The sequence below is a fragment of the Mesobacillus persicus genome (assembly GCF_900109925.1).
GTDB lineage: Bacteria > Bacillota > Bacilli > Bacillales > Cytobacillaceae > Mesobacillus_B > Mesobacillus_B persicus.
The window spans coordinates 1-24,498 of record NZ_FOBW01000019.1 but is presented as its reverse complement, the minus strand read 5'-3'; the positions used below and the strand labels follow the sequence as shown (position 1 = coordinate 24,498).

38 protein-coding genes and 1 rRNA gene are annotated in these 24,498 nt (G+C 40.6%); 35 read left to right on the top strand and 4 right to left on the bottom strand.

The features are described from left to right. Position 1 precedes the first annotated feature (1 nt). From rpsC to rpsI, 29 genes are all read left to right on the top strand, one after another. On the top strand, positions 2–658 hold the full coding sequence (gene rpsC / locus BMX30_RS20030) for a 30S ribosomal protein S3 (protein ID WP_090749667.1): 657 nt from the start codon (positions 2–4) through the stop codon (positions 656–658). 1 nt (position 659) lies between these two features. Further along, positions 660–1,094, top strand: coding sequence for a 50S ribosomal protein L16 (gene rplP, locus BMX30_RS20025; protein WP_090749665.1), 435 nt, complete (start codon positions 660–662; stop codon positions 1,092–1,094). After that, a complete protein-coding gene (rpmC, locus tag BMX30_RS20020) occupies positions 1,084–1,284 on the top strand; it encodes a 50S ribosomal protein L29 (RefSeq protein WP_090749663.1) in 201 nt (66 codons plus the stop codon). Before rplP ends, rpmC begins: the two co-directional genes overlap by 11 nt. 24 nt (positions 1,285–1,308) lie before the next feature. After that, entirely contained in the window at positions 1,309–1,572 is a 264-nt protein-coding gene (gene rpsQ, locus BMX30_RS20015; RefSeq protein WP_090749661.1) for a 30S ribosomal protein S17, read from the top strand. 40 nt (positions 1,573–1,612) lie between these two features. After that, positions 1,613–1,981, top strand: a complete 369-nt coding sequence (gene rplN / locus BMX30_RS20010; protein WP_090749659.1) for a 50S ribosomal protein L14 — start codon at positions 1,613–1,615, stop codon at positions 1,979–1,981. A gap of 34 nt (positions 1,982–2,015) precedes the next feature. After that, complete coding sequence (gene rplX / locus BMX30_RS20005; protein WP_090749656.1) at positions 2,016–2,327, top strand: 50S ribosomal protein L24; 312 nt, start codon at positions 2,016–2,018, stop codon at positions 2,325–2,327. A 27-nt stretch (positions 2,328–2,354) separates the two neighbouring features. Next, positions 2,355–2,894, top strand: coding sequence for a 50S ribosomal protein L5 (rplE, locus tag BMX30_RS20000; RefSeq protein WP_090749654.1), 540 nt, complete (start codon positions 2,355–2,357; stop codon positions 2,892–2,894). Between the two features lie 25 nt (positions 2,895–2,919). Further along, complete coding sequence (rpsN, locus tag BMX30_RS19995) at positions 2,920–3,105, top strand: 30S ribosomal protein S14 (protein ID WP_001085700.1); 186 nt, start codon at positions 2,920–2,922, stop codon at positions 3,103–3,105. Between the two features lie 28 nt (positions 3,106–3,133). After that, a complete protein-coding gene (rpsH, locus tag BMX30_RS19990) occupies positions 3,134–3,532 on the top strand; it encodes a 30S ribosomal protein S8 (protein WP_090749652.1) in 399 nt (132 codons plus the stop codon). Between the two features lie 30 nt (positions 3,533–3,562). Then, a complete protein-coding gene (rplF, locus tag BMX30_RS19985; protein ID WP_090749650.1) occupies positions 3,563–4,099 on the top strand; it encodes a 50S ribosomal protein L6 in 537 nt (178 codons plus the stop codon). A 36-nt stretch (positions 4,100–4,135) separates the two neighbouring features. After that, positions 4,136–4,498 (top strand): 50S ribosomal protein L18, encoded by a 363-nt coding sequence (gene rplR, locus BMX30_RS19980; RefSeq protein ID WP_090749648.1) that lies wholly within the window; start codon positions 4,136–4,138, stop codon positions 4,496–4,498. A 24-nt stretch (positions 4,499–4,522) separates the two neighbouring features. Then, entirely contained in the window at positions 4,523–5,023 is a 501-nt protein-coding gene (rpsE, locus tag BMX30_RS19975; RefSeq protein ID WP_090749646.1) for a 30S ribosomal protein S5, read from the top strand. Positions 5,024–5,036: 13 nt separating this feature from the next. Continuing rightward, positions 5,037–5,219 (top strand): 50S ribosomal protein L30, encoded by a 183-nt coding sequence (gene rpmD / locus BMX30_RS19970; protein ID WP_090749644.1) that lies wholly within the window; start codon positions 5,037–5,039, stop codon positions 5,217–5,219. A 33-nt stretch (positions 5,220–5,252) separates the two neighbouring features. Beyond that, positions 5,253–5,693 (top strand): 50S ribosomal protein L15, encoded by a 441-nt coding sequence (rplO, locus tag BMX30_RS19965; RefSeq protein ID WP_090749642.1) that lies wholly within the window; start codon positions 5,253–5,255, stop codon positions 5,691–5,693. Next, positions 5,693–6,988: a preprotein translocase subunit SecY gene (gene secY / locus BMX30_RS19960; protein WP_090749640.1), complete on the top strand. Its 1,296-nt coding sequence runs from the start codon at positions 5,693–5,695 to the stop codon at positions 6,986–6,988. Before rplO ends, secY begins: the two co-directional genes overlap by 1 nt. Positions 6,989–7,046: 58 nt before the next feature. Then, a complete protein-coding gene (locus BMX30_RS19955) occupies positions 7,047–7,697 on the top strand; it encodes an adenylate kinase (RefSeq protein WP_090749638.1) in 651 nt (216 codons plus the stop codon). Next, the gene (gene map / locus BMX30_RS19950; RefSeq protein ID WP_090749637.1) at positions 7,697–8,446 is read left to right on the top strand and encodes a type I methionyl aminopeptidase; all 750 of its coding nucleotides are present in this window, start codon (positions 7,697–7,699) and stop codon (positions 8,444–8,446) included. The genes BMX30_RS19955 and map overlap by 1 nt, the downstream gene beginning before the upstream one ends. Positions 8,447–8,596: 150 nt before the next feature. Then, the gene (gene infA, locus BMX30_RS19945; protein WP_025909748.1) at positions 8,597–8,815 is read left to right on the top strand and encodes a translation initiation factor IF-1; all 219 of its coding nucleotides are present in this window, start codon (positions 8,597–8,599) and stop codon (positions 8,813–8,815) included. Between the two features lie 35 nt (positions 8,816–8,850). Next, the gene (rpmJ, locus tag BMX30_RS19940) at positions 8,851–8,964 is read left to right on the top strand and encodes a 50S ribosomal protein L36 (protein WP_017473641.1); all 114 of its coding nucleotides are present in this window, start codon (positions 8,851–8,853) and stop codon (positions 8,962–8,964) included. A gap of 20 nt (positions 8,965–8,984) precedes the next feature. Beyond that, positions 8,985–9,350: a 30S ribosomal protein S13 gene (gene rpsM, locus BMX30_RS19935; RefSeq protein WP_090749635.1), complete on the top strand. Its 366-nt coding sequence runs from the start codon at positions 8,985–8,987 to the stop codon at positions 9,348–9,350. A 24-nt stretch (positions 9,351–9,374) separates the two neighbouring features. Next, positions 9,375–9,764: a 30S ribosomal protein S11 gene (gene rpsK / locus BMX30_RS19930; RefSeq protein ID WP_071458971.1), complete on the top strand. Its 390-nt coding sequence runs from the start codon at positions 9,375–9,377 to the stop codon at positions 9,762–9,764. 164 nt (positions 9,765–9,928) lie between these two features. After that, positions 9,929–10,873, top strand: a complete 945-nt coding sequence (locus BMX30_RS19925; protein ID WP_090749633.1) for a DNA-directed RNA polymerase subunit alpha — start codon at positions 9,929–9,931, stop codon at positions 10,871–10,873. A 79-nt stretch (positions 10,874–10,952) separates the two neighbouring features. Beyond that, positions 10,953–11,315: a 50S ribosomal protein L17 gene (rplQ, locus tag BMX30_RS19920; RefSeq protein ID WP_090749631.1), complete on the top strand. Its 363-nt coding sequence runs from the start codon at positions 10,953–10,955 to the stop codon at positions 11,313–11,315. Positions 11,316–11,710: 395 nt separating this feature from the next. Beyond that, positions 11,711–12,550, top strand: a complete 840-nt coding sequence (locus BMX30_RS19915) for an energy-coupling factor ABC transporter ATP-binding protein (RefSeq protein ID WP_090749629.1) — start codon at positions 11,711–11,713, stop codon at positions 12,548–12,550. Then, positions 12,526–13,395 carry an energy-coupling factor ABC transporter ATP-binding protein gene (locus BMX30_RS19910; protein WP_090749627.1) on the top strand — a complete coding sequence of 290 codons (870 nt, stop codon included), beginning with the start codon at positions 12,526–12,528 and terminating at the stop codon, positions 13,393–13,395. The genes BMX30_RS19915 and BMX30_RS19910 overlap by 25 nt, the downstream gene beginning before the upstream one ends. Further along, positions 13,392–14,189, top strand: coding sequence for an energy-coupling factor transporter transmembrane component T family protein (locus tag BMX30_RS19905; RefSeq protein ID WP_090749625.1), 798 nt, complete (start codon positions 13,392–13,394; stop codon positions 14,187–14,189). Before BMX30_RS19910 ends, BMX30_RS19905 begins: the two co-directional genes overlap by 4 nt. A gap of 10 nt (positions 14,190–14,199) precedes the next feature. Continuing rightward, positions 14,200–14,937, top strand: coding sequence for a tRNA pseudouridine(38-40) synthase TruA (truA, locus tag BMX30_RS19900; RefSeq protein WP_090749739.1), 738 nt, complete (start codon positions 14,200–14,202; stop codon positions 14,935–14,937). A 184-nt stretch (positions 14,938–15,121) separates the two neighbouring features. Continuing rightward, the gene (rplM, locus tag BMX30_RS19895; RefSeq protein ID WP_090749623.1) at positions 15,122–15,559 is read left to right on the top strand and encodes a 50S ribosomal protein L13; all 438 of its coding nucleotides are present in this window, start codon (positions 15,122–15,124) and stop codon (positions 15,557–15,559) included. Between the two features lie 20 nt (positions 15,560–15,579). Further along, positions 15,580–15,972, top strand: a complete 393-nt coding sequence (gene rpsI / locus BMX30_RS19890; protein ID WP_090749620.1) for a 30S ribosomal protein S9 — start codon at positions 15,580–15,582, stop codon at positions 15,970–15,972. Positions 15,973–16,604: 632 nt separating this feature from the next. On the opposite strand, the gene BMX30_RS19885 is transcribed toward rpsI, so the two are convergent. Beyond that, the gene (locus BMX30_RS19885; RefSeq protein WP_090749737.1) at positions 16,605–17,225 is read right to left on the bottom strand and encodes a TetR/AcrR family transcriptional regulator; all 621 of its coding nucleotides are present in this window, start codon (positions 17,223–17,225) and stop codon (positions 16,605–16,607) included. Continuing rightward, positions 17,179–18,453 (bottom strand): MFS transporter, encoded by a 1,275-nt coding sequence (locus tag BMX30_RS19880; RefSeq protein WP_090749618.1) that lies wholly within the window; start codon positions 18,451–18,453, stop codon positions 17,179–17,181. The genes BMX30_RS19885 and BMX30_RS19880 overlap by 47 nt, the downstream gene beginning before the upstream one ends. Positions 18,454–18,641: 188 nt before the next feature. Between BMX30_RS19880 and BMX30_RS19875 the strand changes: the two genes are divergently transcribed. The 3 genes from BMX30_RS19875 (at position 18,642) to BMX30_RS19865 (ending at position 21,082) form a co-directional block, all read left to right on the top strand. Beyond that, positions 18,642–19,085, top strand: a complete 444-nt coding sequence (locus BMX30_RS19875; protein WP_090749615.1) for a YbaK family protein — start codon at positions 18,642–18,644, stop codon at positions 19,083–19,085. 77 nt (positions 19,086–19,162) lie between these two features. After that, positions 19,163–19,876 carry an N-acetylmuramoyl-L-alanine amidase CwlD gene (cwlD, locus tag BMX30_RS19870; RefSeq protein WP_090749614.1) on the top strand — a complete coding sequence of 238 codons (714 nt, stop codon included), beginning with the start codon at positions 19,163–19,165 and terminating at the stop codon, positions 19,874–19,876. Positions 19,877–20,020: 144 nt separating this feature from the next. Continuing rightward, positions 20,021–21,082 (top strand): Mrp/NBP35 family ATP-binding protein, encoded by a 1,062-nt coding sequence (locus BMX30_RS19865; protein WP_090749612.1) that lies wholly within the window; start codon positions 20,021–20,023, stop codon positions 21,080–21,082. Positions 21,083–21,153: 71 nt separating this feature from the next. On the opposite strand, the gene gerD is transcribed toward BMX30_RS19865, so the two are convergent. Continuing rightward, entirely contained in the window at positions 21,154–21,738 is a 585-nt protein-coding gene (gerD, locus tag BMX30_RS19860; RefSeq protein WP_090749610.1) for a spore germination lipoprotein GerD, read from the bottom strand. A 146-nt stretch (positions 21,739–21,884) separates the two neighbouring features. On the opposite strand from gerD, the gene BMX30_RS19855 reads away from it, so the two are divergent. Further along, positions 21,885–22,547 carry a KinB-signaling pathway activation protein gene (locus BMX30_RS19855; protein ID WP_090749608.1) on the top strand — a complete coding sequence of 221 codons (663 nt, stop codon included), beginning with the start codon at positions 21,885–21,887 and terminating at the stop codon, positions 22,545–22,547. A 430-nt stretch (positions 22,548–22,977) separates the two neighbouring features. On the opposite strand, the gene pdaB is transcribed toward BMX30_RS19855, so the two are convergent. Continuing rightward, the gene (gene pdaB, locus BMX30_RS19850; RefSeq protein ID WP_090749606.1) at positions 22,978–23,730 is read right to left on the bottom strand and encodes a polysaccharide deacetylase family sporulation protein PdaB; all 753 of its coding nucleotides are present in this window, start codon (positions 23,728–23,730) and stop codon (positions 22,978–22,980) included. Between the two features lie 133 nt (positions 23,731–23,863). On the opposite strand from pdaB, the gene BMX30_RS19845 reads away from it, so the two are divergent. Both BMX30_RS19845 and BMX30_RS19840 read left to right on the top strand, forming a co-directional pair. Next, entirely contained in the window at positions 23,864–24,097 is a 234-nt protein-coding gene (locus BMX30_RS19845) for a hypothetical protein (RefSeq protein ID WP_090749604.1), read from the top strand. Positions 24,098–24,362: 265 nt separating this feature from the next. Beyond that, positions 24,363–24,498: ribosomal RNA gene (locus BMX30_RS19840) — 16S ribosomal RNA — on the top strand; the annotation flags it as partial.

Below are 24,498 nucleotides of genomic sequence, written 5' to 3'. Positions count from 1 at the left end.
AGTGGGTCAAAAAGTAAATCCAGTCGGTTTGCGTATCGGTGTCATCCGTGATTGGGAGTCCAAATGGTACGCAGGTAAAGACTACGCTGATCTTTTACACGAAGACATTAAAGTTCGTGAGTACATCACTAAGCGCTTGCGCGATGCTTCTCTTTCTAAAATTGAAATTGAGCGTGCTGCAAACCGCTTAAATGTAACAGTTCACACTGCTAAGCCAGGAATGGTAATCGGTAAAGGTGGTACTGAAGTCGAAGCACTTCGTAAAGCCCTTAACGCACTTACTGGCAAACGTGTTCACATTAACATCCTTGAAATCAAAAGAGCGGACGTTGAAGCTAAACTAGTAGCAGAAAACATCGCCCGTCAATTAGAAAACCGTGTTTCTTTCCGTCGTGCTCAAAAGCAAGCGATCCAGCGTGCTATGCGTGCAGGCGCTAAAGGAATCAAAACAATGGTATCAGGCCGTCTAGGCGGAGCAGATATCGCTCGTTCTGAACATTACAGCGAAGGAACAGTACCTCTTCATACTCTTCGTGCAGATATCGACTATGCAACGGCTGAAGCTGACACTACTTATGGTAAGCTAGGCGTAAAAGTATGGATTTATAAGGGAGAGGTCCTTCCAACGAAGAAGAAAACTGAGGAAGGAGGCAAATAATATGTTATTGCCAAAACGCGTTAAATATCGCCGCGAACACCGTGGAAAAATGCGCGGACGCGCAAAAGGTGGCACTGAGGTAGCATTTGGTGAATTCGGTCTACAAGCTACTGAAGCGTCCTGGATTACAAACCGTCAAATCGAGGCAGCTCGTATTGCAATGACTCGCTATATGAAACGTGGCGGTAAAGTTTGGATTAAGATTTTCCCTCACAAGCCTTATACAGCAAAGCCTCTAGAAGTACGGATGGGTTCCGGTAAGGGTTCTCCAGAAGGTTGGGTAGCTGTTGTTAAGCCTGGGAAAATTATGTTTGAAATCGCGGGAGTATCTGAAGAGGTAGCTCGTGAAGCATTACGTCTTGCGTCCCACAAGCTTCCTGTTAAGACGAAGTTTGTAAAACGAGAAGAAATTGGTGGTGAATCCAATGAAAGCTAATGAAATTCGTGACCTTACCACTGCCGAAATCGAACAAAAAGTGAAATCTTTAAAAGAAGAGCTTTTTAACCTGCGCTTTCAATTAGCGACTGGGCAACTTGAAAACACAGCTCGCATCCGTGAAGTACGGAAGGCGATTGCCCGTATGAAAACTGTGATTCGTGAAAGAGAGATCGGCGTTAATAATTGATAACCAGAGAGGAGGCCCTTCACAATGAGTGAACGCAACCAGCGTAAGGTCTATACTGGACGTGTTGTTTCTGACAAGATGGATAAAACTGTCACTGTTCTTATCGAAACATACAAAACACATTCTCTATATGGCAAGCGCGTAAAATACTCTAAAAAGTTTAAGGCTCATGATGAGCAAAACGTTGCAAAAATCGGTGATGTAGTTCGTATTATGGAAACTCGTCCACTATCTGCAACAAAACGCTTCCGCTTAGTAGAAGTAGTAGAAAAAGCTGTTATTATCTAAATCGTTCGGATAAAGGCATTTCCGAAGGGAGGTTACTCGCATGATCCAACAGGAAACTCGTTTAAAAGTTGCTGACAATTCAGGTGCTCGTGAAGTACTTACTATTAAAGTACTAGGTGGTTCTGGTCGTAAGACTGCAAACATCGGCGATATTATCGTATGTACTGTCAAACAAGCAACACCAGGTGGCGTTGTTAAAAAAGGTGATGTAGTGAGAGCTGTTATCGTTCGTACAAAGACAGGCGCACGTCGTTCTGACGGTACTTACATCAAGTTTGACGAAAACGCATGTGTAATTATTCGTGACGATAAAGGCCCACGCGGAACTCGTATTTTCGGACCAGTTGCACGTGAGCTTCGTGAAAACAACTTCATGAAAATCGTTTCATTAGCTCCAGAAGTATTATAATTTAAATTCAAATGGCTTTAAGGAGGTGCGACAGATGCATGTCAAAAAAGGTGACAAAGTAATGGTCATCTCTGGTAAGGACAAGGGCAAAACTGGGAATATCTTAGCTGCATTCCCTAAGCAAAGCCGCGTTCTAGTAGAAGGTATTAATATCGTGAAGAAACACGCTAAACCTTCACAGGAGAATCCACAAGGTGGAATTCTCAGCCAAGAGGCACCTATTCATGTATCAAATGTTATGCCTATCGATCCGAAGTCTGGTAAACCAACCCGTGTTGGATACACAGAGCAAAACGGTAAGAAGGTACGCGTAGCAAAAAAATCCGGTGAAGTTCTCGATAAATAGTTTATAGAAGAAGGGAGGTACTCATAAATGAACCGCCTAAAAGAAAAGTACAGAAAAGAAATTTCTCCTGCTCTAATGAGCAAGTTTAACTATAAATCCGTAATGGAATTACCAAAGTTAGAGAAAATTGTAATCAACATGGGTGTAGGTGACGCTGTTGCTAATGCAAAGTCATTAGATAACGCAGTTGAAGAACTAGCTTTAATTTCTGGTCAAAAACCACTTGTAACTAAAGCTAAAAAATCAATCGCTGGCTTCCGTCTTCGTGAAGGTATGCCAATCGGAGCGAAGGTAACTCTTCGTGGCGAGCGTATGTATGAATTCCTAGACAAATTAATTTCAGTATCACTTCCACGTGTACGTGATTTCCGCGGTGTTTCCAAGAAGTCATTTGATGGTCGCGGAAACTACACAATGGGTGTGAAAGAACAATTAATCTTCCCTGAAATTGATTACGATAAAGTAAGTAAAGTACGTGGCATGGATATTGTTATTGTAACGACTGCTAACACTGATGAAGAAGCTCGTGAACTATTAACAGCATTCGGAATGCCATTTCAAAAGTAATCTCTAAATAGAGGGAGGCGAAAACGTGGCTAAGAAATCAATGATTGCGAAACAAAAACGCACGCCTAAATTTAAGGTACAAGAGTACACACGCTGTGAGCGCTGCGGACGTCCGCACTCTGTATACCGTAAATTCAAGCTTTGCCGTATTTGTTTCCGTGAATTAGCATACAAAGGACAAATTCCTGGTGTGAAAAAAGCAAGCTGGTAAACCCCGATTTGGGAAGGAGGTAAAAACAATGGTCATGACAGATCCGATTGCAGATATGCTTACTCGTATTCGTAATGCGAATATGGTTCGTCACGAAAAATTAGAAGTACCTGCTTCTAACATGAAAAAAGAGATCGCTGAAATCCTTAAGCGTGAAGGTTTCGTTCGTGATGTAGAATATATTGAAGATAACAAACAAGGCATCATCCGTATCTTCCTAAAATACGGTGCCAACAACGAGCGTGTTATTACTGGTCTTAAGCGTATTAGTAAACCTGGTTTACGCGTATATGCTAAGTCTACTGAAGTACCACGTGTACTTAACGGCCTTGGTATCGCACTTGTGTCAACATCAAACGGCGTATTATCTGATAAAGAAGCTCGCGCTAAGCAAGTGGGCGGAGAAGTATTAGCATACGTCTGGTAATAGATTTTTCAAAGAATGGAGGTGCAATGAATGTCTCGCGTAGGTAAAAAACCAATTGAAATCCCTGCTGGTGTTACTGTTACGAATGAAAACAATCATGTTACAGTAAAAGGACCAAAAGGCGAATTATCTCGTACTTTTAACCAAGATATCCAAATCGTAATCGAAGAGAATGTAATCACAGTCTCTCGTCCATCTGATGCAAAGGATCATCGCGCGCTGCACGGTACAACTCGCGCAGTCCTTTCTAACATGGTAGAAGGTGTAGCTAAAGGCTTTGAAAGATCATTAGATCTTATCGGTGTCGGTTACCGTGCTTCAAAGCAAGGTAAAAAGCTAGTATTGAACGTTGGATATTCGCATCCAGTTGAAATCGAACCTGAAGAAGGTATCGAAGTCGAAGTTCCAACTAACACGAAGGTAATTGTTAAAGGAACTGATAAAGAACGTGTTGGTGCTCTTGCTGCCAATATCCGTGGAGTACGTCCACCAGAGCCGTATAAAGGCAAAGGTATTCGTTATGAAGGCGAATTTGTACGCCGCAAAGAAGGTAAGACTGGTAAGTAAGGCTGCTTAAAAAGCCTAACGAAAGGAGTGACGTAAATGATTACGAAAGCTGATAAAAACGCTACTCGCCGTAAAAGACATGCTCGTGTCCGTTCTAAAATCAGCGGTACAGCAACTCGTCCTCGTTTAAATGTGTTCCGTTCTAACAAACACATTTATGCTCAACTAATCGACGATGTTAATGGAGTTACTTTAGCGAGTGCTTCTACTGTAGATAAAGAAGTAAGCCTAGATTCTTCTAGCAATCTTGATGCAGCTGTTAAGGTTGGAGAGTTAGTTGCTAAGCGTGCTGTTGAAAAAGGTCTTAGTGATGTTGTATTTGATCGTGGAGGATATCTATACCATGGCCGTATTAAGGCTTTGGCAGATGCTGCACGTGAAAACGGCCTACAATTTTAAAACAAAAAGGAGGGACATAAATAGATGCGTCGCATTGATCCAAACAAACTTGAACTTGAAGAACGCGTAGTTACGGTAAATCGTGTTGCGAAGGTTGTTAAAGGTGGTCGTCGTTTCCGTTTCACTGCTCTAGTTGTAGTTGGTGATAAGAACGGTTATGTCGGATTTGGTACTGGTAAAGCACAAGAAGTACCTGATGCTATCCGTAAAGCAATCGAAGATGCGAAAAAGAACTTGATTCATGTACCAATGGTTGGTACTACTATCCCTCACCAGGTAATCGGACACTTTGGTGCTGGTGAAATCCTTCTTAAGCCTGCTTCTGAAGGTACAGGAGTTATCGCTGGCGGACCAGTTCGTGCGGTATTAGAACTTGCGGGTGTTCAAGACATCCTGTCTAAGTCTCTTGGAACAAACACGCCTATCAACATGGTACGTGCTACTATTGATGGGTTAACACAATTAAAGCGTGCTGAAGACGTAGCGAAATTACGCGGAAAATCAGTAGAAGAACTGTTAGGATAAGGAGGGAAATCAAATGGCAACTAAATTAGAAGTTACCCTCACACGCAGCTTGATCGGTCGTCCGCAAGATCAGCGTGAAACAGTTAAAGCTCTAGGACTGAAGAAAATGCACCAAACAGTTGAGCACCAAGATAATGCTGCAATCCGTGGCATGGTTAATAAAGTGTCTCATCTTGTAAAGGTGACTGAAAAATAATTAAAATTGCTTTTAGAACAAGGAGGTGCCAACATGAAACTTCACGAATTAAAGCCTGCAGAAGGTTCTCGTCAAGAGCGTAAGCGTAAAGGCCGTGGTATCGGATCTGGTAATGGTAAAACAGCTGGAAAAGGTCATAAAGGTCAAAATGCTCGTTCAGGTGGTGGAGTTCGTCTAGGTTTTGAAGGTGGTCAAACACCTTTAGCAAGACGTCTACCTAAACGTGGTTTTACAAATATTCATCGTAAGGAATATGCAGTTGTGAACCTCGATACTTTAAACCGTTTCGAAGACGGAACCGAAGTGACTCCAGAACTTTTGATTGAAACAGGACTAATCAAGAAGGAACTAGCAGGAGTTAAGATTCTTGCAAAAGGTAACTTGGAGAAAAAGTTAACTGTTAAAGCTCATAAGTTTTCTTCAGCAGCACAAGAAGCAATTCAAGCTGCCGGCGGTCAAACTGAGGTGATCTAATGTTTCAAACAATCTCCAATTTTATGCGCGTGGGTGAAATCAGAAGCAAAATTCTCTTCACCCTTTTAATGTTGATTGTATTTCGACTTGGCGCATTTATTCCTGTGCCAGGTGTGAATTCTGATATATTAAAAGCACAAGATACAATGAGTGCTTTTGGTGTACTCAATGTCTTTGGCGGCGGTGCACTTCAAAATTTCTCCATCTTAGCGATGGGAATCATGCCATACATTACGGCATCTATTATTATTCAGTTGTTACAAATGGACGTAGTTCCAAAGTTTACTGAATGGTCAAAGCAAGGGGATGTTGGGCGTAGGAAACTTGCTCAATTCACCCGATACTTTACAATTATCCTTGGTTTTATTCAGGCCCTTGGGATGTCATACGGGTTTAATAACCTCGCTGGTGGACTATTAATTAGTGATGCAGGGATTGCTAGTTACTTGATGATTGCTACTGTACTTACAGCTGGTACTGCATTTTTAATGTGGCTCGGTGAACAGATTACAGAAAAAGGTGCTGGAAACGGGATCTCAATTATCATTTTTGCTGGGATTGTTGCAGGACTTCCAACGATTGTTAATCAAATCTATTCTCAACAGCTTGAAAATGCTGGGGAAGCACTTTTCTTACGTATCCTTACGGTTGTTCTTATTATTCTAGCAGTAATTGTTATTATTGTTGGGATCATCTTCATCCAAGAGGCGTTAAGAAAGATTCCAATTCAGTATGCTAAAAGAATGTCAGTTGGTAATAGCCAAGCTGGTGGACAATCAACGCATCTACCTTTAAAAGTTAATGCTGCAGGGGTAATTCCTGTGATTTTCGCCATCTCTTTTATCATTGTGCCTCCAACGATCGCACAGTTCTTTGGAACAAATGATGTTACCATCTGGATTCAAAATACTTTTGACTATACTCGACCGCTCGGAATGATTATCTATGTTGCATTAATCATCGCCTTCACATACTTCTATGCTTTCATCCAGGTAAACCCGGAGAAGGTTGCTGAGAATTTGAAGAAACAAGGTGGTTATGTACCAGGTATTCGTCCAGGTAAAAACACCCAGGAATACTTAACGAAAGTCTTAGGACGTTTGACATTTGTGGGTGCAATATTTCTGGCTGTCATTTCCGTGTTACCAGTCTTCTTTATTAAAATCGCTGGCCTACCTCAATCGGTGCAAATCGGTGGTACAGGTTTACTGATTGTTGTCGGTGTTGCACTTGATACCATGAAAAAACTTGAAGGTCAGTTAGTGAAGAGACACTATAAAGGTTTTATAAAATAGATGGTTTAGGGGACGGTTGTCCCTTAATCCTTCATTAGAGACTAAGGGGGGAATTCTTGTGAATTTAGTTCTAATGGGGCTACCGGGTGCTGGAAAAGGTACTCAGGCCGAAAAAATTGTTTCAAAATACAACATCCCTCATATCTCAACAGGAGATATGTTCCGTGCGGCTATTAAAGAAGGAACGGAACTTGGTATGCAAGCGAAGTCCTTTATGGACCAAGGCGCCCTTGTGCCAGATGAAGTTACGATTGGGATTGTCCGTGAAAGACTAAGCAAGCCGGATTGTGAAAAAGGCTTTCTTCTTGACGGTTTTCCACGCACTGTTGCACAAGCTGAAGCACTAGAAACAATGCTAGCTGATCTTGACAAAAAAATTGATTATGTAATCAATATTGATGTCGATCAAAGCATTTTAATGGAGCGTTTGACTGGACGTAGAATCTGTAAAGATTGTGGTTCTACTTACCATTTGGTCTTTAATCCTCCAGCGAAGGATGGCGTATGTGACCGTTGTGGAGGCGAATTGTATCAGCGTGCTGATGACAATGCAGACACTGTTCAAAATCGTTTGGATGTTAATATCCAACAAACGAAACCATTATTAGATTTTTATGAAGGCAAAGGCTACTTACGCAATATTAACGGGCAACAAGAAATCAATACGGTTTTTGTTGAAGTTGAGAAATTGCTAGGGAGCTTGACTTAATGATCAATTGCAAGACTTCTCGTGAGATTGAACTCATGCGGGAAGCCGGGCGCATTGTTGCATTGACCCATCAGGAGTTAAGAAAACACATTCATCCTGGTATTACAACAAAGGAACTTGATGCCATTGCTGAGGATTTCATCTGTAGGCAAGGAGCAACTGCTTCTTTTAAAGGATATAATGGTTTTCAAGGTAGCATATGTGCTTCGGTAAACAATGAGCTAGTTCACGGGGTTCCTGGAGGACGGGTACTTAGTGAAGGCGATATAATAAGCATCGACATCGGTGCAAATTACGATGGATATCATGGTGATTCTGCCTGGACATATCCAGTTGGGGAAATCAGTGAAGAAGTGCAGCGTCTCTTGGACGTAACTGAGGAGTCACTCTACCGAGGCCTAAACGAAGCTAAGCCGGGTGTACGACTAACGAACATCTCCCATTCCATTCAATCGTATGTGGAAACAAACGGCTTTTCGATTGTGCGTGAGTATGTCGGACATGGAATCGGGCAAGAATTACATGAGGAACCACAGATTCCACATTTTGGACTGCCTAATAGGGGGCCAGTACTTAAACCCGGTATGGTTCTGTGTGTCGAACCAATGGTGAACGCTGGAAGCCGATATGTGAAAACACTAGCTGATAATTGGACCGTTGTGACAGTCGATGGGAAATTATGTGCTCATTTTGAGCATACGATTGTAATTACCGATACTGGATATGAGATATTGACAAAGCTAGATTAGATAAAAAGATGTGCTGTCAAATCTCAAAGAAGCGATCTTCATTTGCTAGCATCATATTAGCAGACGGATACAATCCAATGTGTTATAATCAGAAGGTTGACGAAAGCCCTGTTTGTAAACCACATTTGACGAGAAGGGAGATAAAGTTCAATGGCAAAAGACGATGTAATTGAAGTGGAAGGCACGGTATTGGAAACTTTGCCGAATGCCATGTTTAAGGTAGAATTAGAGAACGGTCATACAGTTTTAGCTCATGTATCTGGTAAAATCAGAATGCATTTTATCCGTATCTTACCTGGAGATAAGGTAACAGTTGAGCTTTCTCCATATGATTTGACTCGCGGAAGAATTACCTACCGCTTTAAATAAACTGGTTGCTCCGTACTATTAAGGAGGTTAGAGTAATGAAAGTGAGACCATCGGTTAAGCCAATTTGCGAAAAGTGCAAAGTCATCCGCAGAAACGGCAAAGTAATGGTGATCTGTGAAAACCCAAAGCATAAACAAAAACAAGGCTAATCCTAAGGAGGTGCACATAAGTGGCACGTATTGCTGGTGTAGATATTCCACGTGAAAAGCGTGTAGTAATTTCTTTAACTTACATTTTTGGAATTGGTAGACCAACTGCTGAAAAGATTCTTTCTGAAGCTGGTGTATCAGTAGATACTCGTGTTCGTGATTTAACTGAAGACGAGCTAAATAAGATTCGTGAAATCGTTGATAGATTAAAGGTTGAAGGTGACCTTCGTCGTGAAGTTTCCCTAAACATCAAACGTTTAATGGAAATTGGTTCATTCCGCGGATTACGTCATCGTCGTGGACTTCCTGTTCGTGGTCAGAACACGAAGAACAACGCACGTACTCGTAAAGGTCCTCGTAAGACTGTAGCTAATAAGAAAAAATAATTTGTAAAGGAGGTCAACAGTTAAATGGCTCGTAAAACTAATACACGTAAACGCCGCGTCAAAAAGAATATTGAGGCAGGAGTTGCGCATATTCGTTCAACTTTCAATAATACAATTGTAACTATTACCGACGTTCATGGTAATGCTATTTCTTGGTCAAGTGCAGGTGCTCTTGGATTCAGAGGATCACGTAAATCTACTCCATTTGCTGCACAAATGGCTGCTGAAACTGCAGCTAAAACATCTATGGAACATGGTATGAAAACTCTTGAAGTAACTGTAAAAGGTCCTGGTGCTGGTCGTGAAGCTGCTATCCGTGCTCTACAAGCTGCTGGACTAGAAGTTACAGCTATCAGAGACGTAACTCCAGTTCCACATAACGGCTGCCGCCCACCAAAACGTCGTCGTGTTTAATTTTTCTGTATAGAATTTGTATCTGTGTCAATAATGGGATATGATACAAAATATTCGTGCAGATCATTAGTCCAGTTGTTGTGCACATACGGGAACGTATACATGGGGACTTTCGGTTAGGAAAACCTACCGGGGTTTCGACGTTTTGAAGGAGGGTATATTTGATGATCGAAATAGAAAAACCAAAAATCGAAACGGTTGAGATCAGCGATGATGCCAAATACGGCAAGTTTGTCGTAGAACCGCTTGAGCGTGGATATGGTACAACTTTGGGTAACTCCTTACGTCGTATCCTATTATCCTCACTCCCAGGTGCCGCTGTTACTTCCATTCAAATCGATGGAGTACTTCATGAGTTTTCTACTGTTGAGGGTGTTGTAGAAGATGTTACTTCTATCATTCTTAATGTCAAGAAACTAGCATTGAAGATCTACTCTGATGATGAGAAAACACTCGAAATTGATATGCAGGGTGAGGGAGCTGTAAGTGCTGGGAATATTACACACGATAGCGATGTAGAGATTCTGAATCCAGACCTTCATATTGCAACTCTTTCAAGCAAAGGTTCATTACGGATGCGTCTAACTGCTAGAAGAGGCCGTGGGTACACGCCTGCTGATCAAAACAAACGAGAAGACCAACCGATCGGGGTTATCCCAATCGATTCCATCTATACTCCGGTTTCACGTGTTACCTATCAAGTAGAGAATACACGCGTGGGACAGATGACTAACTTTGATAAGCTGACATTTGACGTATGGACAGATGGAAGCAACGGACCTAAGGAAGCAGTAGCACTTGGGGCCAAAATCCTGAATGAGCATTTAAACCTGTTTGTCGGTCTTACCGATGAGGCACAAAATGCAGAAATCATGGTTGAAAAAGAAGAGGATCAAAAGGAAAAGGTTCTAGAAATGACTATCGAAGAACTTGACCTTTCTGTTCGTTCATATAACTGCCTAAAGCGTGCTGGAATTAATACTGTTCAAGAACTTGCTCACAAGACTGAAGAGGATATGATGAAGGTTCGTAACTTAGGAAGAAAATCATTAGAAGAAGTAAAAGCAAAACTAGAGGAACTAGGCTTAGGCTTACGTAAAGATGACTAGTTAACTTGAGATTAACTAGGCATTTTACTGTCACCTCTTAAAATACTTCTACTGAACTTCAAAAAAGGAGGGAAAACTCATGGGATACAGAAAGTTAGGACGTACAAGTTCACAGCGTAAAGCTATGCTGCGTGATTTAACTACAGACCTAATCATCAATGAGAGAATCGAAACAACTGAAACTCGTGCGAAGGAGCTTCGTTCAGTTGCTGAAAAAATGATTACTTTGGGAAAACGTGGTGACCTTCATGCACGTCGTCAAGCTGCTGCTTGGGTTCGTAATGAAGTTGCTGATGCAGAAACTAACCAGGATGCACTTCAGAAGTTATTTGCTGACATCGCACCACGTTATGCAGAGCGCCAGGGTGGATACACTCGTATCATGAAGCTTGGGCCACGTCGTGGAGACGGTGCACCAATGGTAATCATCGAGCTAGTTTAATAATTTAAACTCTCACAACAAGGGCGATGGACAGTTTAAACAAACTTGTTTCATCCCCTTTTTTTATTAGATATTCAATTTTAATAGACCGAACAAGCCAAATCGAGCGTTACGATGAGCATACCTAAAAAGGGAAAAGCGAATCACTGATTTAGTGTAAAGGTATCATTCTAGCTGATATATAGCTAGCATCGTTTTTCTTGTATGACTCGTCTAGCTCATGCACCTCCTCCCCGTCCATTAAGGATGTTATGTATTTGCGGATAATCTTTCCGCTGGGACGAGGTGCAGGCTTTTTTTGTATATAAAGGAATATTCTTTATGGGTATATTGTGACTTATGATAAGGTTTTAATAGATAAAGTAAAGATTAGCTGAGTTAAGGGGAGGAAAGGTATGGAATTGCCTTTTGTAGTTTTAGAAGATATAAGCTTTCAATATGATTCGCAAGAGTCCCTGGCTTTAAACAAGATTAATTTGAAAGTTTATGAAGGGGAATGGCTAGCGATTGTCGGACATAATGGTTCCGGAAAATCAACGTTGGCTAGATTATTAAATGGGCTCCAATTTCCTAAAGAGGGTTCTATAACAGTAGCGGGTATATCGCTTGGTGAAGATACGATTTGGGATATACGGAAACATATTGGAATGGTTTTTCAAAATCCTGATAATCAGTTTGTTGGTACAACCGTCCAGGATGATGTGGCTTTTGGTCTTGAAAACAGTGGCGTATCGGTGGATATTATGGCTGAGCGAGTGGTTGATTCATTGAAAAAGGTAAATATGGAATCTTTTCTAGATCAAGAGCCACACCAACTGTCAGGGGGACAAAAACAAAGAGTAGCTATAGCTGGAGTACTAGCCCTAAGGCCTTCAATCATTATCCTTGATGAAGCTACTTCGATGCTTGACCCTAGAGGTAGAGGGGAAGTCATTGAAACCATCATGAAGTTACAACAACAGGAGAATATTACAGTAATTTCAATCACCCATGATCTCGAAGAGGCAGCAAAAGCTGATCGGATTATTGTAATGAATCAAGGGGAAGTTTATCGAGAAGGGACTCCAGTAGAAATTTTCCAAATGGATGAAGAACTTGTGGGGCTTGGTCTTGATATTCCCTTCCCAGTTAAAATTAGTAAAATGCTTAAACATAAGGGAATCAACTTAGATAGGCATTACTTAACAGAAGAAGAGTTGGTGGCAGAATTATGGACATCTCACTTAAAAATGTAGAATACCGCTATTCAGCCGACACTCCATTTGAGCGCTTAGCCATTCAAGATGTATCGATAGATATCCCATCAGGATCCTATACGGCCATTATTGGTCACACAGGCTCTGGTAAATCAACAGTCCTTCAACATCTTAACGCCTTATTAAAACCGACCAAAGGCACCGTTCTGATAGGTAATAGAGAGATAAAGGCAGGTCGGAAGGAAAAAAACCTAAAAGGGATTCGCGAAAAGGTTGGAATTGTCTTTCAATTTCCTGAGCATCAGCTTTTTGAAGAAACGGTTGAGAAGGATATTTGTTTTGGTCCGATGAACTTTGGTGTCTCAGAGGCAGAAGCAAAGAGGCGGGCAAAGGAAGCAGTTAAACAGGTTGGTTTGCCAGATAATATTCTGGAAAAATCACCATTTGACTTATCTGGTGGTCAAATGCGACGTGTAGCTATCGCAGGTGTATTAGCGATGGAACCGGAGTGTATTGTCCTTGACGAACCAACGGCAGGGCTGGATCCACGTGGTCGTAAAGAAATTATGGACTTATTTTATAGTCTTCATAAAGAACGAGGACTAGCCACGGTACTTGTCACTCACAGTATGGAGGATGCAGCAAGGTATGCTGATAAGATTATTATTATGCATAAAGGAACAGTTTTAAAAATAGGTACTCCTTTGGAGATTTTTTCTTCACCGGAAGAATTGATTTCCCATGGTTTAGATGTCCCGGATGTTGTTCGTTTTCAAATGAAACTAGAGAAGGTTTTTGAGACGAAATTTGATAGTATCTGTTTAACGGCCGATGAGCTAACTCAACTTGTGGCTACTTTCCTAAAAGGGAGGAAACCACAATGATGGAGAAAATGATTATAGGTCGGTATGTACCCGCAGATTCCATGCTTCATCGTATGGACCCACGATCAAAATTAATTCTTGTGTTTCTATTTGTTTGTGTGATATTTTTAGCCAACAATAGCTGGACTTATGCAATATTAGTTATTTATACTCTAGTGATGGCTGGCTTTTCAAAGATCCCAGCTAGGTTTTTAATAGGGGGATTAAAGCCAGTACTCTGGCTAGTCATATTTACCTTTTTCCTTCACTTGTTTTTAACAAAGGAAGGGGAGGTCATTCTTGATTTAGGTTTGTTTAAAATTTATGAAGAGGGACTTAGACAAGGTATTTTTATATCGTTAAGGTTCTTTCTGTTAATTTTAATTACGTCGTTGCTAACCTTGACAACGACCCCTATAGAAATTACCGATGGTCTTGAAAGACTGCTAGGACCATTGAAAAAAGTGAAGTTTCCCGTACATGAGCTTGCTCTAATGATGTCGATTGCGCTTCGGTTTATTCCAACCTTAATGCAGGAAACAGATAAAATTATGAAGGCTCAGACGGCAAGGGGCGTTGAATATTCGAGCGGCCCGATTAAGGAACGTCTAAAGGCAATTGTCCCATTATTGATCCCTTTATTTATTAGCTCCTTTAAACGCGCTGAAGAGCTTGCTGTGGCCATGGAAGCTCGTGGCTATCGAGGTGGTGAAGGTCGGACAAAGTATCGGCAGCTGTCCTGGTCCAAGGTTGATACAGGAATGCTTTTATTTTTAATGGCTGTAACAGCTTTGCTGGTTGTATTTAGAGGATGAAGAGGTTTTCATTATGCGATTGAAATGCACAGTTTCTTACGATGGAACAGGATTTGCAGGTTATCAAGTCCAACCCCAAAAACGAACCGTCCAAGGGGAGATCGAGGCGGCACTTGCCAAAATTCACAAGGGTCAAAGGATAAAAATCCATGGGTCTGGAAGAACTGACGCTGGTGTTCATGCAAAAGGTCAGGTGATCCATTTTGATACGCCCTTGAATCTCCCAGTGACTAGGTGGCCCATTGCAATTAATACAAGCTTACCAGAAGATATTGTGATTCTTTCAGCTGAGGAAATGGATCCAGAGTTTCATGCTCGGTACGATGCAATTGGTAAAGAGTACCGTTATATGATTCAACTATCAAAGCAACGTGACCCCTTTCTGCGCCATTATGCCTATCAATATTCTTATCCAATTGATGTTAGATTAATGGAAGAAGCCGCTAACTATTTAACGGGAACCCATGATTTTACAAGTTTTTGTTCGGCAAAGGCAGAGGTAATAGATAAAGTGAGAATAATCAAAACGATTGAATTTCTTGATGAAAACGGACTGCTTGTGATTCGTTTTGTTGGGAATGGATTTTTATATAATATGGTCCGAATCCTTGTTGGTACCCTTCTTGAAGCGGGACGAGGAGAACGAGAGCCGAGCACATTTAAGGAGATTCTTGAAAAGAAGGATCGGAAATATGCTGGTAAGACTGCACCTGGTCATGGCTTATATCTTTGGGAAGTTTTTTATTAAGTTGTAATAAAAAAATCTATGACAACTAATCCTGGTGTTGACATTAGGACTCTAAAGTTATATCATATTCAGGTATGATATTTTTAAACCCACTGGTAAGCCCCGGAACTTATCTGTGTTGTAATATATCAAATGACTTGCGAAATGAAAAAAGATTTTAATGGATAATTTAGGAGGGACTCATATGCGTTCAACATTTATGGCTAATGCCAAGAATATCGAGCGTAAATGGTATGTAGTAGATGCAGAAGGCCAAACTCTTGGTCGTCTTGCAAGCGAAGTTGCAGCCATCTTGCGCGGTAAACATAAACCAACTTTCACTCCACATGTGGATACTGGTGATCATGTAATCATCATCAATGCTTCAAAGATTCATTTGACTGGTAATAAAATCAACGACAAGATTTACTACCGTCACACAATGCACCCAGGTGGTTTGAAGCAAAGAACGGCTCTTGAAATGCGCACAAACTACCCTGAAAAAATGCTTGAGCTAGCAATCAAAGGAATGCTTCCAAAGAACTCTCTTGGACGTCAAATCTTCAAGAAGCTTCATGTATATGCTGGTAGTGAGCATCAAAATCAAGCACAAAAACCTGAAGTTTACGAACTTCGCGGATAATTATTAAGGAGGTTATTTACTTGGCACAAGTTCAATATATCGGAACAGGTCGTCGTAAGAGCTCCGTTGCACGTGTTCGTTTAGTACCTGGCGACGGCAGAATCATCGTAAACAATCGTGAAATTGAAGATTATATCCCATTCGCAGCATTACGTGAGGTTGTAAAGCAGCCATTAGTGGCAACTGAAACTCTTGGTGCTTATGACATCCTTGTAAACGTTAATGGCGGAGGATACACTGGTCAAGCTGGCGCAATCCGTCACGGCGTTGCTCGTGCATTGCTTCAAGCTGATCCTGAATTCCGTCCAGCTCTTAAGAGTGCAGGACTATTAACACGTGACCCACGTATGAAAGAGCGTAAGAAATACGGTCTTAAAGGTGCGCGTCGTGCTCCTCAGTTCTCAAAGCGTTAATTTTCGCTATCAAAACTCTCAAACCTATTATTGGTTTGGGAGTTTTTTTGTGTTTAGGAATGTTGAGCTAGGATATATAATCTGCCAGTGTAAAAGGCTGTTATCGTGTTGCTAATGAGGATATTAACTTGCGAAAAAGCTAATTTGAACGTTATAAGTAAATTTGCAAAAAAATAATATAAGTTGGCTTGATTTTTTGAAATGACAACTTATCTTAATTCCTTTAATAAGAAGTCATTTCATCATTCAGAACAGCTATAGCAATAAAAGCGGAATTTTCCCGTTAAATTCTGAATGAGCCCTTCAATATGACCGTTTCTCTGATTTCATTTGCGTTTTGGTCACATTGAGCCCTTCAATGTGACCGTTTCTCTGATTTTACTTGCGTTTTGGTCACATTGAGCCCTTCAATGTGACCGTTTCTCTGATTTTACTTGCATTTTGGTCACATTGAGCCCTTCAATGTGACCGTTTCTCTGATTTCATTTGCATTTAGGCACATTAAGCCCTTCAATGTGACCGTTTCTCTGGTTTTACTTGCATTTTGGTCACATTGAGCCGTTCAATTAGAGCTCATTTTGGGGTAAGGTAAATAAGGGGAATTTTTCCGCCATGCCCACATCTCGAAAATTTTACCCTTCCACCCCTAATGCCATCCTCAAATACTCAATAAACATATTGGATTGTTCTTTTAATTTAACATCCTCGTTTGGTAGGATGGCATACTCTAGGGCAAGGCCGTCAATAAAAGCAACAATGGAGCGGGCGAGGATATCGCTAGAATATTTGCTGCTAAACTCTCCGCTTTCCTGGCCTGCTCTAATCACATCTTGGTATACCTTAATACCTAGCTGATAACGCTCCTGACCATATTTCCGCCGTCGTTCGTCGAGTCTGCCTGTAATGAAGAATTCTAAATTACTCGGTGCCATTTCATCCATTTCATCGTTGGGCTCCATGTCATCTCCAAATATGCTTTTTAAGAGTAACTTCCAGTAAGAGCCCTCACTCATATTAAGGACGTTCTGAATATTTGCATACTCGCTTGATAACCTTTCCTCTAATATGGCTTCATAAAGCTCCTCTTTATTAGAGAAATACTGGTACAGGCCGCCTCTGCTAACTCCGGCTGCGTCCATCACATGCTTCATTGTTGCCCTTTCATATCCATGTTCGATAAAAACAGCTCTGGCGGCTTCTAAAATTTTAGCTCGACGTTGTTTCAGGTGTTCCTTGCTGACTTTTGGAGACATTTAACTTCCCCCGATTTATTTTGTTTTTTGCTAGGAATCCAATGAAGGAGACCGATAGTAAGAGTGAGGCTGTAATAATAAATGTCGGAACGACCCCTAAGATCGTAGCGAGCCATCCTCCCAATAAAGGTCCTATTATGGTTGCTGTTGTGGTTACACTATTGATTACACCAAATACTCTCCCAGTCATATGAACTGGAGTTTCAATTTGTACCGCTGTTTGAAAAGGAACAAATACGAAGGTCGCGGTAAACCCTGCTGCAAATCCTAATAAAGGGCCCCAGATGCTTGCGTTGGCCATATCAATATGTGTTAATACAGCCATCATACCAAAGCTTACTCCAATTCCACAAACGCCAATTAGCATTGAATTGAATGCATTATACTCTGTTCTTTTTGCTAAAATAAATCCCGCAAGTAACATCCCAGTCCCGGAGGCAGTCACAATGTATCCAAACAAATCTGGAGAAACAGCCGTTAGTTCTCTTATCAACACGATGATTTGTGAATCTGAAAGCTGGAGAATAAGAAGGCTGAAACCTAGGAAGAACATACCTACCAATAAAAATGCATTTGATCTGATAAACGTAAAGCCAACGAGTAATTCTTCCTTAAAGGAAACGTTAATCTGTTCACCCTGGTCAGAGTCTATTTTTACAGGGTGTACTGCATTCGGTAAGAAAGCGATTAATAGGGCTGAGAAGAGAAAGGTGGAAGAATCAATGATAAACACCGTTTGTGCACCAAAGGCAGTAACTAAAGCTCCGCTTAATAAAGGACCTAGGATTTTTGTGCTTGAATCAATCATTGAGGTGATTGCCATCGCACTCTTCATATCCTTTTCAGGAACCAATTCTTTTAATTTTCCATTCTTAGCGGGGATAAAGAACGAAGAAAATACACCAATGATAAACAGGCATATATACACCATCCAAATGGTATCAGCTATTGTTAGGAGAAGAATTAGGCTTGCACGAACGAGGTCAGAAGTAATCATTAGAGCCTTTCGGCTAAACCGGTCGGCAAGCGTTCCCGTAATAGGACCAAACAGTGCCATTGGAACGGCAAGACATAAGATAATCAGCGATACCTCCATCGGCGAAGCATTCCACTTTAATCCGACAAGCGTAATGATGGCAATAATGCTTAGCCAATCCCCGATACTTGAAGTTGCTTGAGCCAACATTAACATGATATAACCTTTATTTTTTAACAACCCTTTTGTCACTAAATCCAACCCCTTTAAAAACGACACCAGTGTCGCTTATTTGTAATCTCATTATAACGACACTAGTGTCGTTTTTCAAGCCTAATTATTAATGGATTTTTATTTTAAATTTGGAAATGGAATCCCCGGAGAACTTTGCATTTCTTGGATAAGGTGGTATCAAACTAGTTGCAAGGGGTGAGTATTGAATGAATGTGGTAACAACTTTTAATGAGAAAAAGCGAGAAAAGCAAATTAAATATGAACGCTCATTGTTGCGGGAGTTATCGATACAAAGGCTACATGCAAGCGTAAAGGCTTCATTCGGATCATCAAGGCTGGCAACTGGCCTCCTTATGAATTCAGGAATTGAAGAAGCGTGTTATGATGTTGCAATTGAAGCTTATTTACTTGGTGGAAGATATAGTCGCTTCGGTTATTTCGGTGAATCGCTTGAGATGGCTCGCGAACGCTCTTATGACGAGGAAAAGCATCTTATTGATACCTTATATAACTTTTTCCTCTTTTGGGGAAATGGGGACGAAGGAATGGCCGGAGAATCACTCTATTATTTATGCGAGCGGTATGTTGAGGGGTGGTGGAAAGAGGGATTTCAAAAAGGCGAGAAGAAGCACAAGTTGAAAATGCATTAAAACAAGGTTCTAAACATCCTTCCTGTCCCATATATTTTTAAAAATGGGACGAGTAAGATGGAAGGATGGTTTACCTTATGAGAAAAAAACTAAGGGTCGTGCTGTTTGTCATTGCACTTATGTCTTTATTTATTATTTTGCAGTATGACTTTGAAGAAAATGATGCATGGAAAATGCAAAACCTTCCTCTTTCCGGGAAAATCATATTATTAGACCCTGGGCATGGTGGTCCAGACCCTGGCGCTGTAAAAGAAGATGGGATTGAGAAGGACATTTCCTTAAGTGTCAGCTTAAAACTCCGCGATTACCTACAACAACAGGGTGCGCTAGTGATGATGACTCGTGAGACGGATATTGATCTCGCCGATAAGGAATTAAAGGGATATAGTAAAAGAAAAGTACAGGATCTTAAAAGGCGTTTAGACATGATAAATCATTCTGATGCCGATTTTTTTGCGAGCATCCATTTAAATGCGATTCCATCTGCAAAATGGAAGGGTGCTCAAACCTTTTATTCGGGTCATTATAAAGAGAGTAAGCGGGGAGCTAAATTTATTCAGGAAGAGCTTCGGAGAAATCTTGAAAATACAAACCGGGAAGCAAAGACATCAAACGATATATATTTATTAAAAAACTCAAAGATACCTGGTGTTCTTGTTGAGATAGGTTTCCTTTCGAATCCTACAGAACGGGAAATGTTAAAACAAGAGCAATACCAGGAGCAGGTTGCTGCCTCCATTTATCAGGGGATTATGCGGTACTACACAAATGAACGGAAAATTTTTAAGTGAAGGGGCCAAAGCTCCTTCTTTTCTTTTTTAGGTAATATAAGGTAAGATAGTAGGAAGCGGTTTCAAGTGTGATTGGATTAACATCTTGTCACGAAAGCCTTATGTTATAATTTAATAGATAATAATAGAGGAGGGTTTACTTTTATGTTAACAGAGGGACAAGTAAGAGAACTCATCGGCGAATTGAATGAGCCTTTTTTACATAAAACACTTGGTGAACTTAACGCAATTGATGAGGTTAAGATTAAGGAAGAGAAAAATCATATTAGTGTGAAAATATCAATTGCTAAGACGGGGACAGCCGAACAACTTCAGCTACAGTCTGAAATTGTTAATGTTTTAAAAGAAGCAGGTGTTGGAACAGTTGGCCTTCGTTTTAATCAATTCCCTGAAGAAGTGCTAGCCCAATATCAGTCAGAAAGCGTTGGTAGTAGTGCAGATGAGGGCCTTCTTTCTCCTGCTAGTAAAACTACCTTCATTGCGATTGCGAGTGGAAAGGGTGGAGTTGGTAAATCGACGGTTTCTGTCAATTTAGCTGTTTCGCTAGCTCGCCTAGGTAAGAAGGTCGGGTTAGTAGATGCTGATATTTACGGTTTTAGTGTTCCTGATATGATGGGAATTACTCAGCGGCCGGTTGTTCGAGGAGAAAAAATCATTCCAGTCGAAAGATTCGGGGTTAAAGTCATTTCCATGGGCTTCTTTGTCGAGGATAATGCACCGATTATCTGGCGCGGACCGATGCTAGGCAAAATGCTAAATAGCTTTTTTAATGAAGTAGAGTGGGGCGACCTAGATTATTTACTATTAGATCTACCTCCAGGCACAGGAGATGTCGCATTAGATGTTCACTCCATGCTACCTGCATGTAAAGAAGTCATTGTTACGACTCCACACCCAACCGCTGCATTTGTTGCGGCTCGTGCAGGTGCGATGGCATTGCGGACAGACCATGAACTCCTTGGCGTAATTGAAAACATGGCTTATTTTGAGAGCCAATTAACAGGCGAGAAAGAATATGTGTTTGGCCAGGGCGGTGGCGACAAGCTTGCTGAAGAACTGAACACGGAATTATTAGGAAGGTTGCCACTAGGACAACCCGATTGGAACGCGGAAGACTTCGCACCATCTGTTTACCAGGAAGATCACAAACTAGGTGCGATTTACATGGATGTAGCGAAGCAAGTTGTAAACAGCTTAGAAAAATGATAAACACAAGACAAGCCTTTCCTAAAGCAGGGAAAGGCTTGTTTTTTACATTATCGAATACTCGTTCGGTATTAGGATTCTTCTTCTTTCTTCTCTTGTTGTTTGCTTATTTCATCAGATGCTTTTACAACAATCTCCTGAATTTTAGCTTGAAATAGAGGGCTTTCAAAGGTTTCGGTAATGACGGTTTGCATATGTTGGCGATACTCAGTGCTCTTTAGCAAGGTAATCAACTCTTTTTCCAGTTCAGGATCCTTCAGTATTTCCACCATCATTCCGCGATATTCCGGGTCTTTCATCAGGTTCTTTATCAAGGTTTCATGCTCAGTCTGCATACTTTTTGCGTAGGCCTCAGCAAACTTTGGATCTTCGAAGGCGGTTTTCCAGAATTCCTTACCCTTTTCAGACGTCAATGTTTGTTCGATTGTATCCGAAACCACTGTCTGCTCCATTATCAAGTTTTGTTGCATTTCTTTATCTTTCATGATTTCTTGAATGGCCTTTTTCCCATCATCTGTTTTAAGTATATCGACAACCATCTTCTTAGTTGCATCATAGTCCATTTCTTCCCCACTTGTTTCCATAGGTGCACAGCCAGATATTAGACCTAATAATAACAATAAAATGGGGATAAGGAACTTAGAGCCATTAAACATATTCATACCCCTTTCAAGAGAAATACACCCTACACTTATGATGCAAATATCTTTTAAATATTATGCAGTCAAGCGTCTATACCTAGATTTTTCTAGTTGTGATTGGTACAATCAAGGAGTGAATTTTATTATTGGGGGAAAATATAGTGACAAGCAGGAATTGGGTAAAATTATTCATCTCCACCTTGCTTATCGGGGGCCTCGCTACAGGTGTTACAGGATTTATTGTGCGATGGGCGGAATTTGCAAGGTTTTTCAAGGAATTCAACATCATTGAAATTCTCGCTATTTTATTTTGGCTAATTGGTGTCGGCTTTATTTTCAGTCTTTTAAGTCAGGCGGGCTTCTTTGCTTACCTTACAATCCACCGATTTGGTCTAGGTATTTTTAAATCCGTTAAACTCTGGAATGCCATTCAAGTAGTCCTAATTGGTATAGTCCTATTTGACCTCGTATATTTACGCTACGAATTATTTGCGGCGGATAACGACAGTCTATTACCATACATAGGTCTCATGCTGCTTGTGCTTATTCCAGGTTTGATTGTGGCTTATCTAAAGGCACGCCAAACGAATAAGTCAGCGTTTATCCCTGCGTTATTCTTTATGATTGTCGTTACAGTGCTTGAATGGGTTCCGATTTTAAGGGTAAATGAAGAGAGTTGGGTTTACTTAATGATCTTCCCTTTGCTTATTTGTAATGCTTATCAGTTACTGATGCTGACAAAGATAAACGAAAAGTCGCTTGAAGAGCGGAAATCGATTCAGTTAAAAACAAATAAACCAACCAAAAAACCGTCCAATGCTTAACGGACGGGTTCTATTTGAAGTGCAATAGGCTTTTCGTACAGTAATTTAATTCGGCAAGTAAATTAGAAATGCTTGGAGACATATGCTCCAAGCATTTTTTATCCCAAAATAAAGACCAGTTCAGCGGTTTCCAAATCTTCAAGAATCGCTAAGCAATAATATAAGCGGAGAAATTCCTCTTAATGAGGAAATAGCACGAAAAAAAGCCTAAATAGACGGAGATATTCCGCCTATTTAGTCGAAAAGCATGAAAATGGACCATTTTCCTATGCTTAACCGGAAAAACTCCGCTTATATCCCCCGAATCGAGCTCTATCATGCAGTCTAACCGGAAAAACTCCGCTTATTGGTGTGCCAATTTAATTTTGTATTCGAAAATCGAACCCGCCAGGATTAGTCCTGACGGTTTTTTCTTTATTAAGCGAGATAGTTATTCTACCTCTGCTGATTGAGATTTCCCATTTGCGATCATTTCTGAGACGGTTAACATTTTTAGGTTCTTACCTTGAATTTCACTTAAAACCACCGGCAATGCATCTGCTGTTTGCTTTGCGGAATCAGAGGCATGCATTAGGATAATATCCCCTTTCTTAGCCTTTTTCACATTATTGACAATGACTTCTACACCAGGATTCGTCCAGTCTTTTGAATCTAAACTCCAATGAACAACGGTATACCCCATTTTCTCAGCGACATTTAAAGTTTTTTTGTCGAAGTGCCCAGTAGGGGCCCTGAGTAACTCAATATCCTTGACATTCAATTTCTTAAAAACTTCCTGAGCTTTTGAGATGTCTTGCCTGATTTTTGATTCTTCCAACTCGGTATAATCCTTGTAGTCATAACCTAGTATGCCGATTTCATACCCTTCCTTCACAATTCGGTTAACTAAATCAGGATGCCTTTCTGCCCATGCCCCCGATAGAAAGAAGGTAGCGGAGGGGGTATTCTTGTTCTTCAAAATATCGAGAATAGGCTCTGCCTTCTCATCCCCCCAGCCAATATTAAAGGTTAGGGCAATATCCTTCTCACCTTTATAGATTGCTTTTGGACCTTCTTTCGTCGAAAAAACAGGAACTTGCGCAATACTTTCTACATAAAAGAACCATGCTGTGAATAATGCTGCAACAACAATAATTAAAGCTTGTTTAATTGATTTTCCATTTAACACTAAAAAGAATTTCAAAATTACCACCTCGTCCCATTGAACTCCTTGTCTAATTTTTATGAGCAAATTATGAGGATATGTATAAAACTTGTGAATATAAAGCGAATGGTTGGAAAAGATACAAGAACTAACAATTAATAGGAGTGTTGTTATGCTAGGTTTTCTAGTCAGTCAAAAGGAAAGAAAAGAATTAGAGTATCTTATTAAAAGAGAGATGGATGAAATCTTGTTTGATATGAAAGATGAACGGATTGACCATGTTGTAAAAAGATCTATGAGCGAGAGATATAAGATCTTATTTTCTTTGTTTAAAAGAGTTGCACCTCCAGCTGAATGTATGAAGTATATGACTACTGAAAAAGGCGCCTCAAAAAAATCCTATTAAAAAAATTAGTTTAAAAAAAGTGGGTAGAACATGTTGACTTTATTTGTGATGCCTGTTATATTAATAAACGTCGCCGACAGATGACGGCAAAACAACTTAACAAAAGTTGTTGACATTAAGCTCGGCAACGTGTTATAGTATTAAAGTCGCTTTGAGCGAATGTTCTTTGAAAACTAAACAAACAAGCGTCAACAAACAATATTTATCATGACTTCTATTATAGAAGTACATGAGCCAACGTTTTATTTTATGAGCTAATCACTCTTTATTGGAGAGTTTGATCCTGGCTCAGGACGAACGCTGGCGGCGTGCCTAATACATGCAAGTCGAGCGGACTGATGGGAGCTTGCTCCCTGATGTTAGCGGCGGACGGGTGAGTAACACGTGGGCAACCTGCCTGT

Excerpts from the sequence above, each read along its gene's own strand:
- rplN (WP_090749659.1), top strand. The coding sequence starts at position 1,613 with ATGATCCAACAGGAAACTCGTTTAAAAGTTGCTGACAATTCAGGTGCT.
- rplQ (WP_090749631.1), top strand. The coding sequence starts at position 10,953 with ATGGGATACAGAAAGTTAGGACGTACAAGTTCACAGCGTAAAGCTATG.
- BMX30_RS19875 (WP_090749615.1), top strand. The coding sequence starts at position 18,642 with ATGAATGTGGTAACAACTTTTAATGAGAAAAAGCGAGAAAAGCAAATT.
- BMX30_RS19925 (WP_090749633.1), top strand. The coding sequence starts at position 9,929 with ATGATCGAAATAGAAAAACCAAAAATCGAAACGGTTGAGATCAGCGAT.
- rpsQ (WP_090749661.1), top strand. The coding sequence starts at position 1,309 with ATGAGTGAACGCAACCAGCGTAAGGTCTATACTGGACGTGTTGTTTCT.
- gerD (WP_090749610.1), bottom strand. The coding sequence starts at position 21,738 with ATGTTTAATGGCTCTAAGTTCCTTATCCCCATTTTATTGTTATTATTA.
- BMX30_RS19845 (WP_090749604.1), top strand. The coding sequence starts at position 23,864 with ATGCTAGGTTTTCTAGTCAGTCAAAAGGAAAGAAAAGAATTAGAGTAT.
- rplM (WP_090749623.1), top strand. The coding sequence starts at position 15,122 with ATGCGTTCAACATTTATGGCTAATGCCAAGAATATCGAGCGTAAATGG.
- cwlD (WP_090749614.1), top strand. The coding sequence starts at position 19,163 with ATGAGAAAAAAACTAAGGGTCGTGCTGTTTGTCATTGCACTTATGTCT.
- rplF (WP_090749650.1), top strand. The coding sequence starts at position 3,563 with ATGTCTCGCGTAGGTAAAAAACCAATTGAAATCCCTGCTGGTGTTACT.
- rpsH (WP_090749652.1), top strand. The coding sequence starts at position 3,134 with ATGGTCATGACAGATCCGATTGCAGATATGCTTACTCGTATTCGTAAT.
- rplO (WP_090749642.1), top strand. The coding sequence starts at position 5,253 with ATGAAACTTCACGAATTAAAGCCTGCAGAAGGTTCTCGTCAAGAGCGT.
- rplE (WP_090749654.1), top strand. The coding sequence starts at position 2,355 with ATGAACCGCCTAAAAGAAAAGTACAGAAAAGAAATTTCTCCTGCTCTA.
- BMX30_RS19915 (WP_090749629.1), top strand. The coding sequence starts at position 11,711 with ATGGAATTGCCTTTTGTAGTTTTAGAAGATATAAGCTTTCAATATGAT.
- rpsK (WP_071458971.1), top strand. The coding sequence starts at position 9,375 with ATGGCTCGTAAAACTAATACACGTAAACGCCGCGTCAAAAAGAATATT.
- rpmJ (WP_017473641.1), top strand. The coding sequence starts at position 8,851 with ATGAAAGTGAGACCATCGGTTAAGCCAATTTGCGAAAAGTGCAAAGTC.
- rplR (WP_090749648.1), top strand. The coding sequence starts at position 4,136 with ATGATTACGAAAGCTGATAAAAACGCTACTCGCCGTAAAAGACATGCT.
- BMX30_RS19905 (WP_090749625.1), top strand. The coding sequence starts at position 13,392 with ATGATGGAGAAAATGATTATAGGTCGGTATGTACCCGCAGATTCCATG.
- BMX30_RS19885 (WP_090749737.1), bottom strand. The coding sequence starts at position 17,225 with ATGTCTCCAAAAGTCAGCAAGGAACACCTGAAACAACGTCGAGCTAAA.
- infA (WP_025909748.1), top strand. The coding sequence starts at position 8,597 with ATGGCAAAAGACGATGTAATTGAAGTGGAAGGCACGGTATTGGAAACT.
- BMX30_RS19865 (WP_090749612.1), top strand. The coding sequence starts at position 20,021 with ATGTTAACAGAGGGACAAGTAAGAGAACTCATCGGCGAATTGAATGAG.
- rpsE (WP_090749646.1), top strand. The coding sequence starts at position 4,523 with ATGCGTCGCATTGATCCAAACAAACTTGAACTTGAAGAACGCGTAGTT.
- secY (WP_090749640.1), top strand. The coding sequence starts at position 5,693 with ATGTTTCAAACAATCTCCAATTTTATGCGCGTGGGTGAAATCAGAAGC.
- BMX30_RS19910 (WP_090749627.1), top strand. The coding sequence starts at position 12,526 with ATGGACATCTCACTTAAAAATGTAGAATACCGCTATTCAGCCGACACT.
- rpmC (WP_090749663.1), top strand. The coding sequence starts at position 1,084 with ATGAAAGCTAATGAAATTCGTGACCTTACCACTGCCGAAATCGAACAA.
- rpmD (WP_090749644.1), top strand. The coding sequence starts at position 5,037 with ATGGCAACTAAATTAGAAGTTACCCTCACACGCAGCTTGATCGGTCGT.
- rplP (WP_090749665.1), top strand. The coding sequence starts at position 660 with ATGTTATTGCCAAAACGCGTTAAATATCGCCGCGAACACCGTGGAAAA.
- map (WP_090749637.1), top strand. The coding sequence starts at position 7,697 with ATGATCAATTGCAAGACTTCTCGTGAGATTGAACTCATGCGGGAAGCC.
- rplX (WP_090749656.1), top strand. The coding sequence starts at position 2,016 with ATGCATGTCAAAAAAGGTGACAAAGTAATGGTCATCTCTGGTAAGGAC.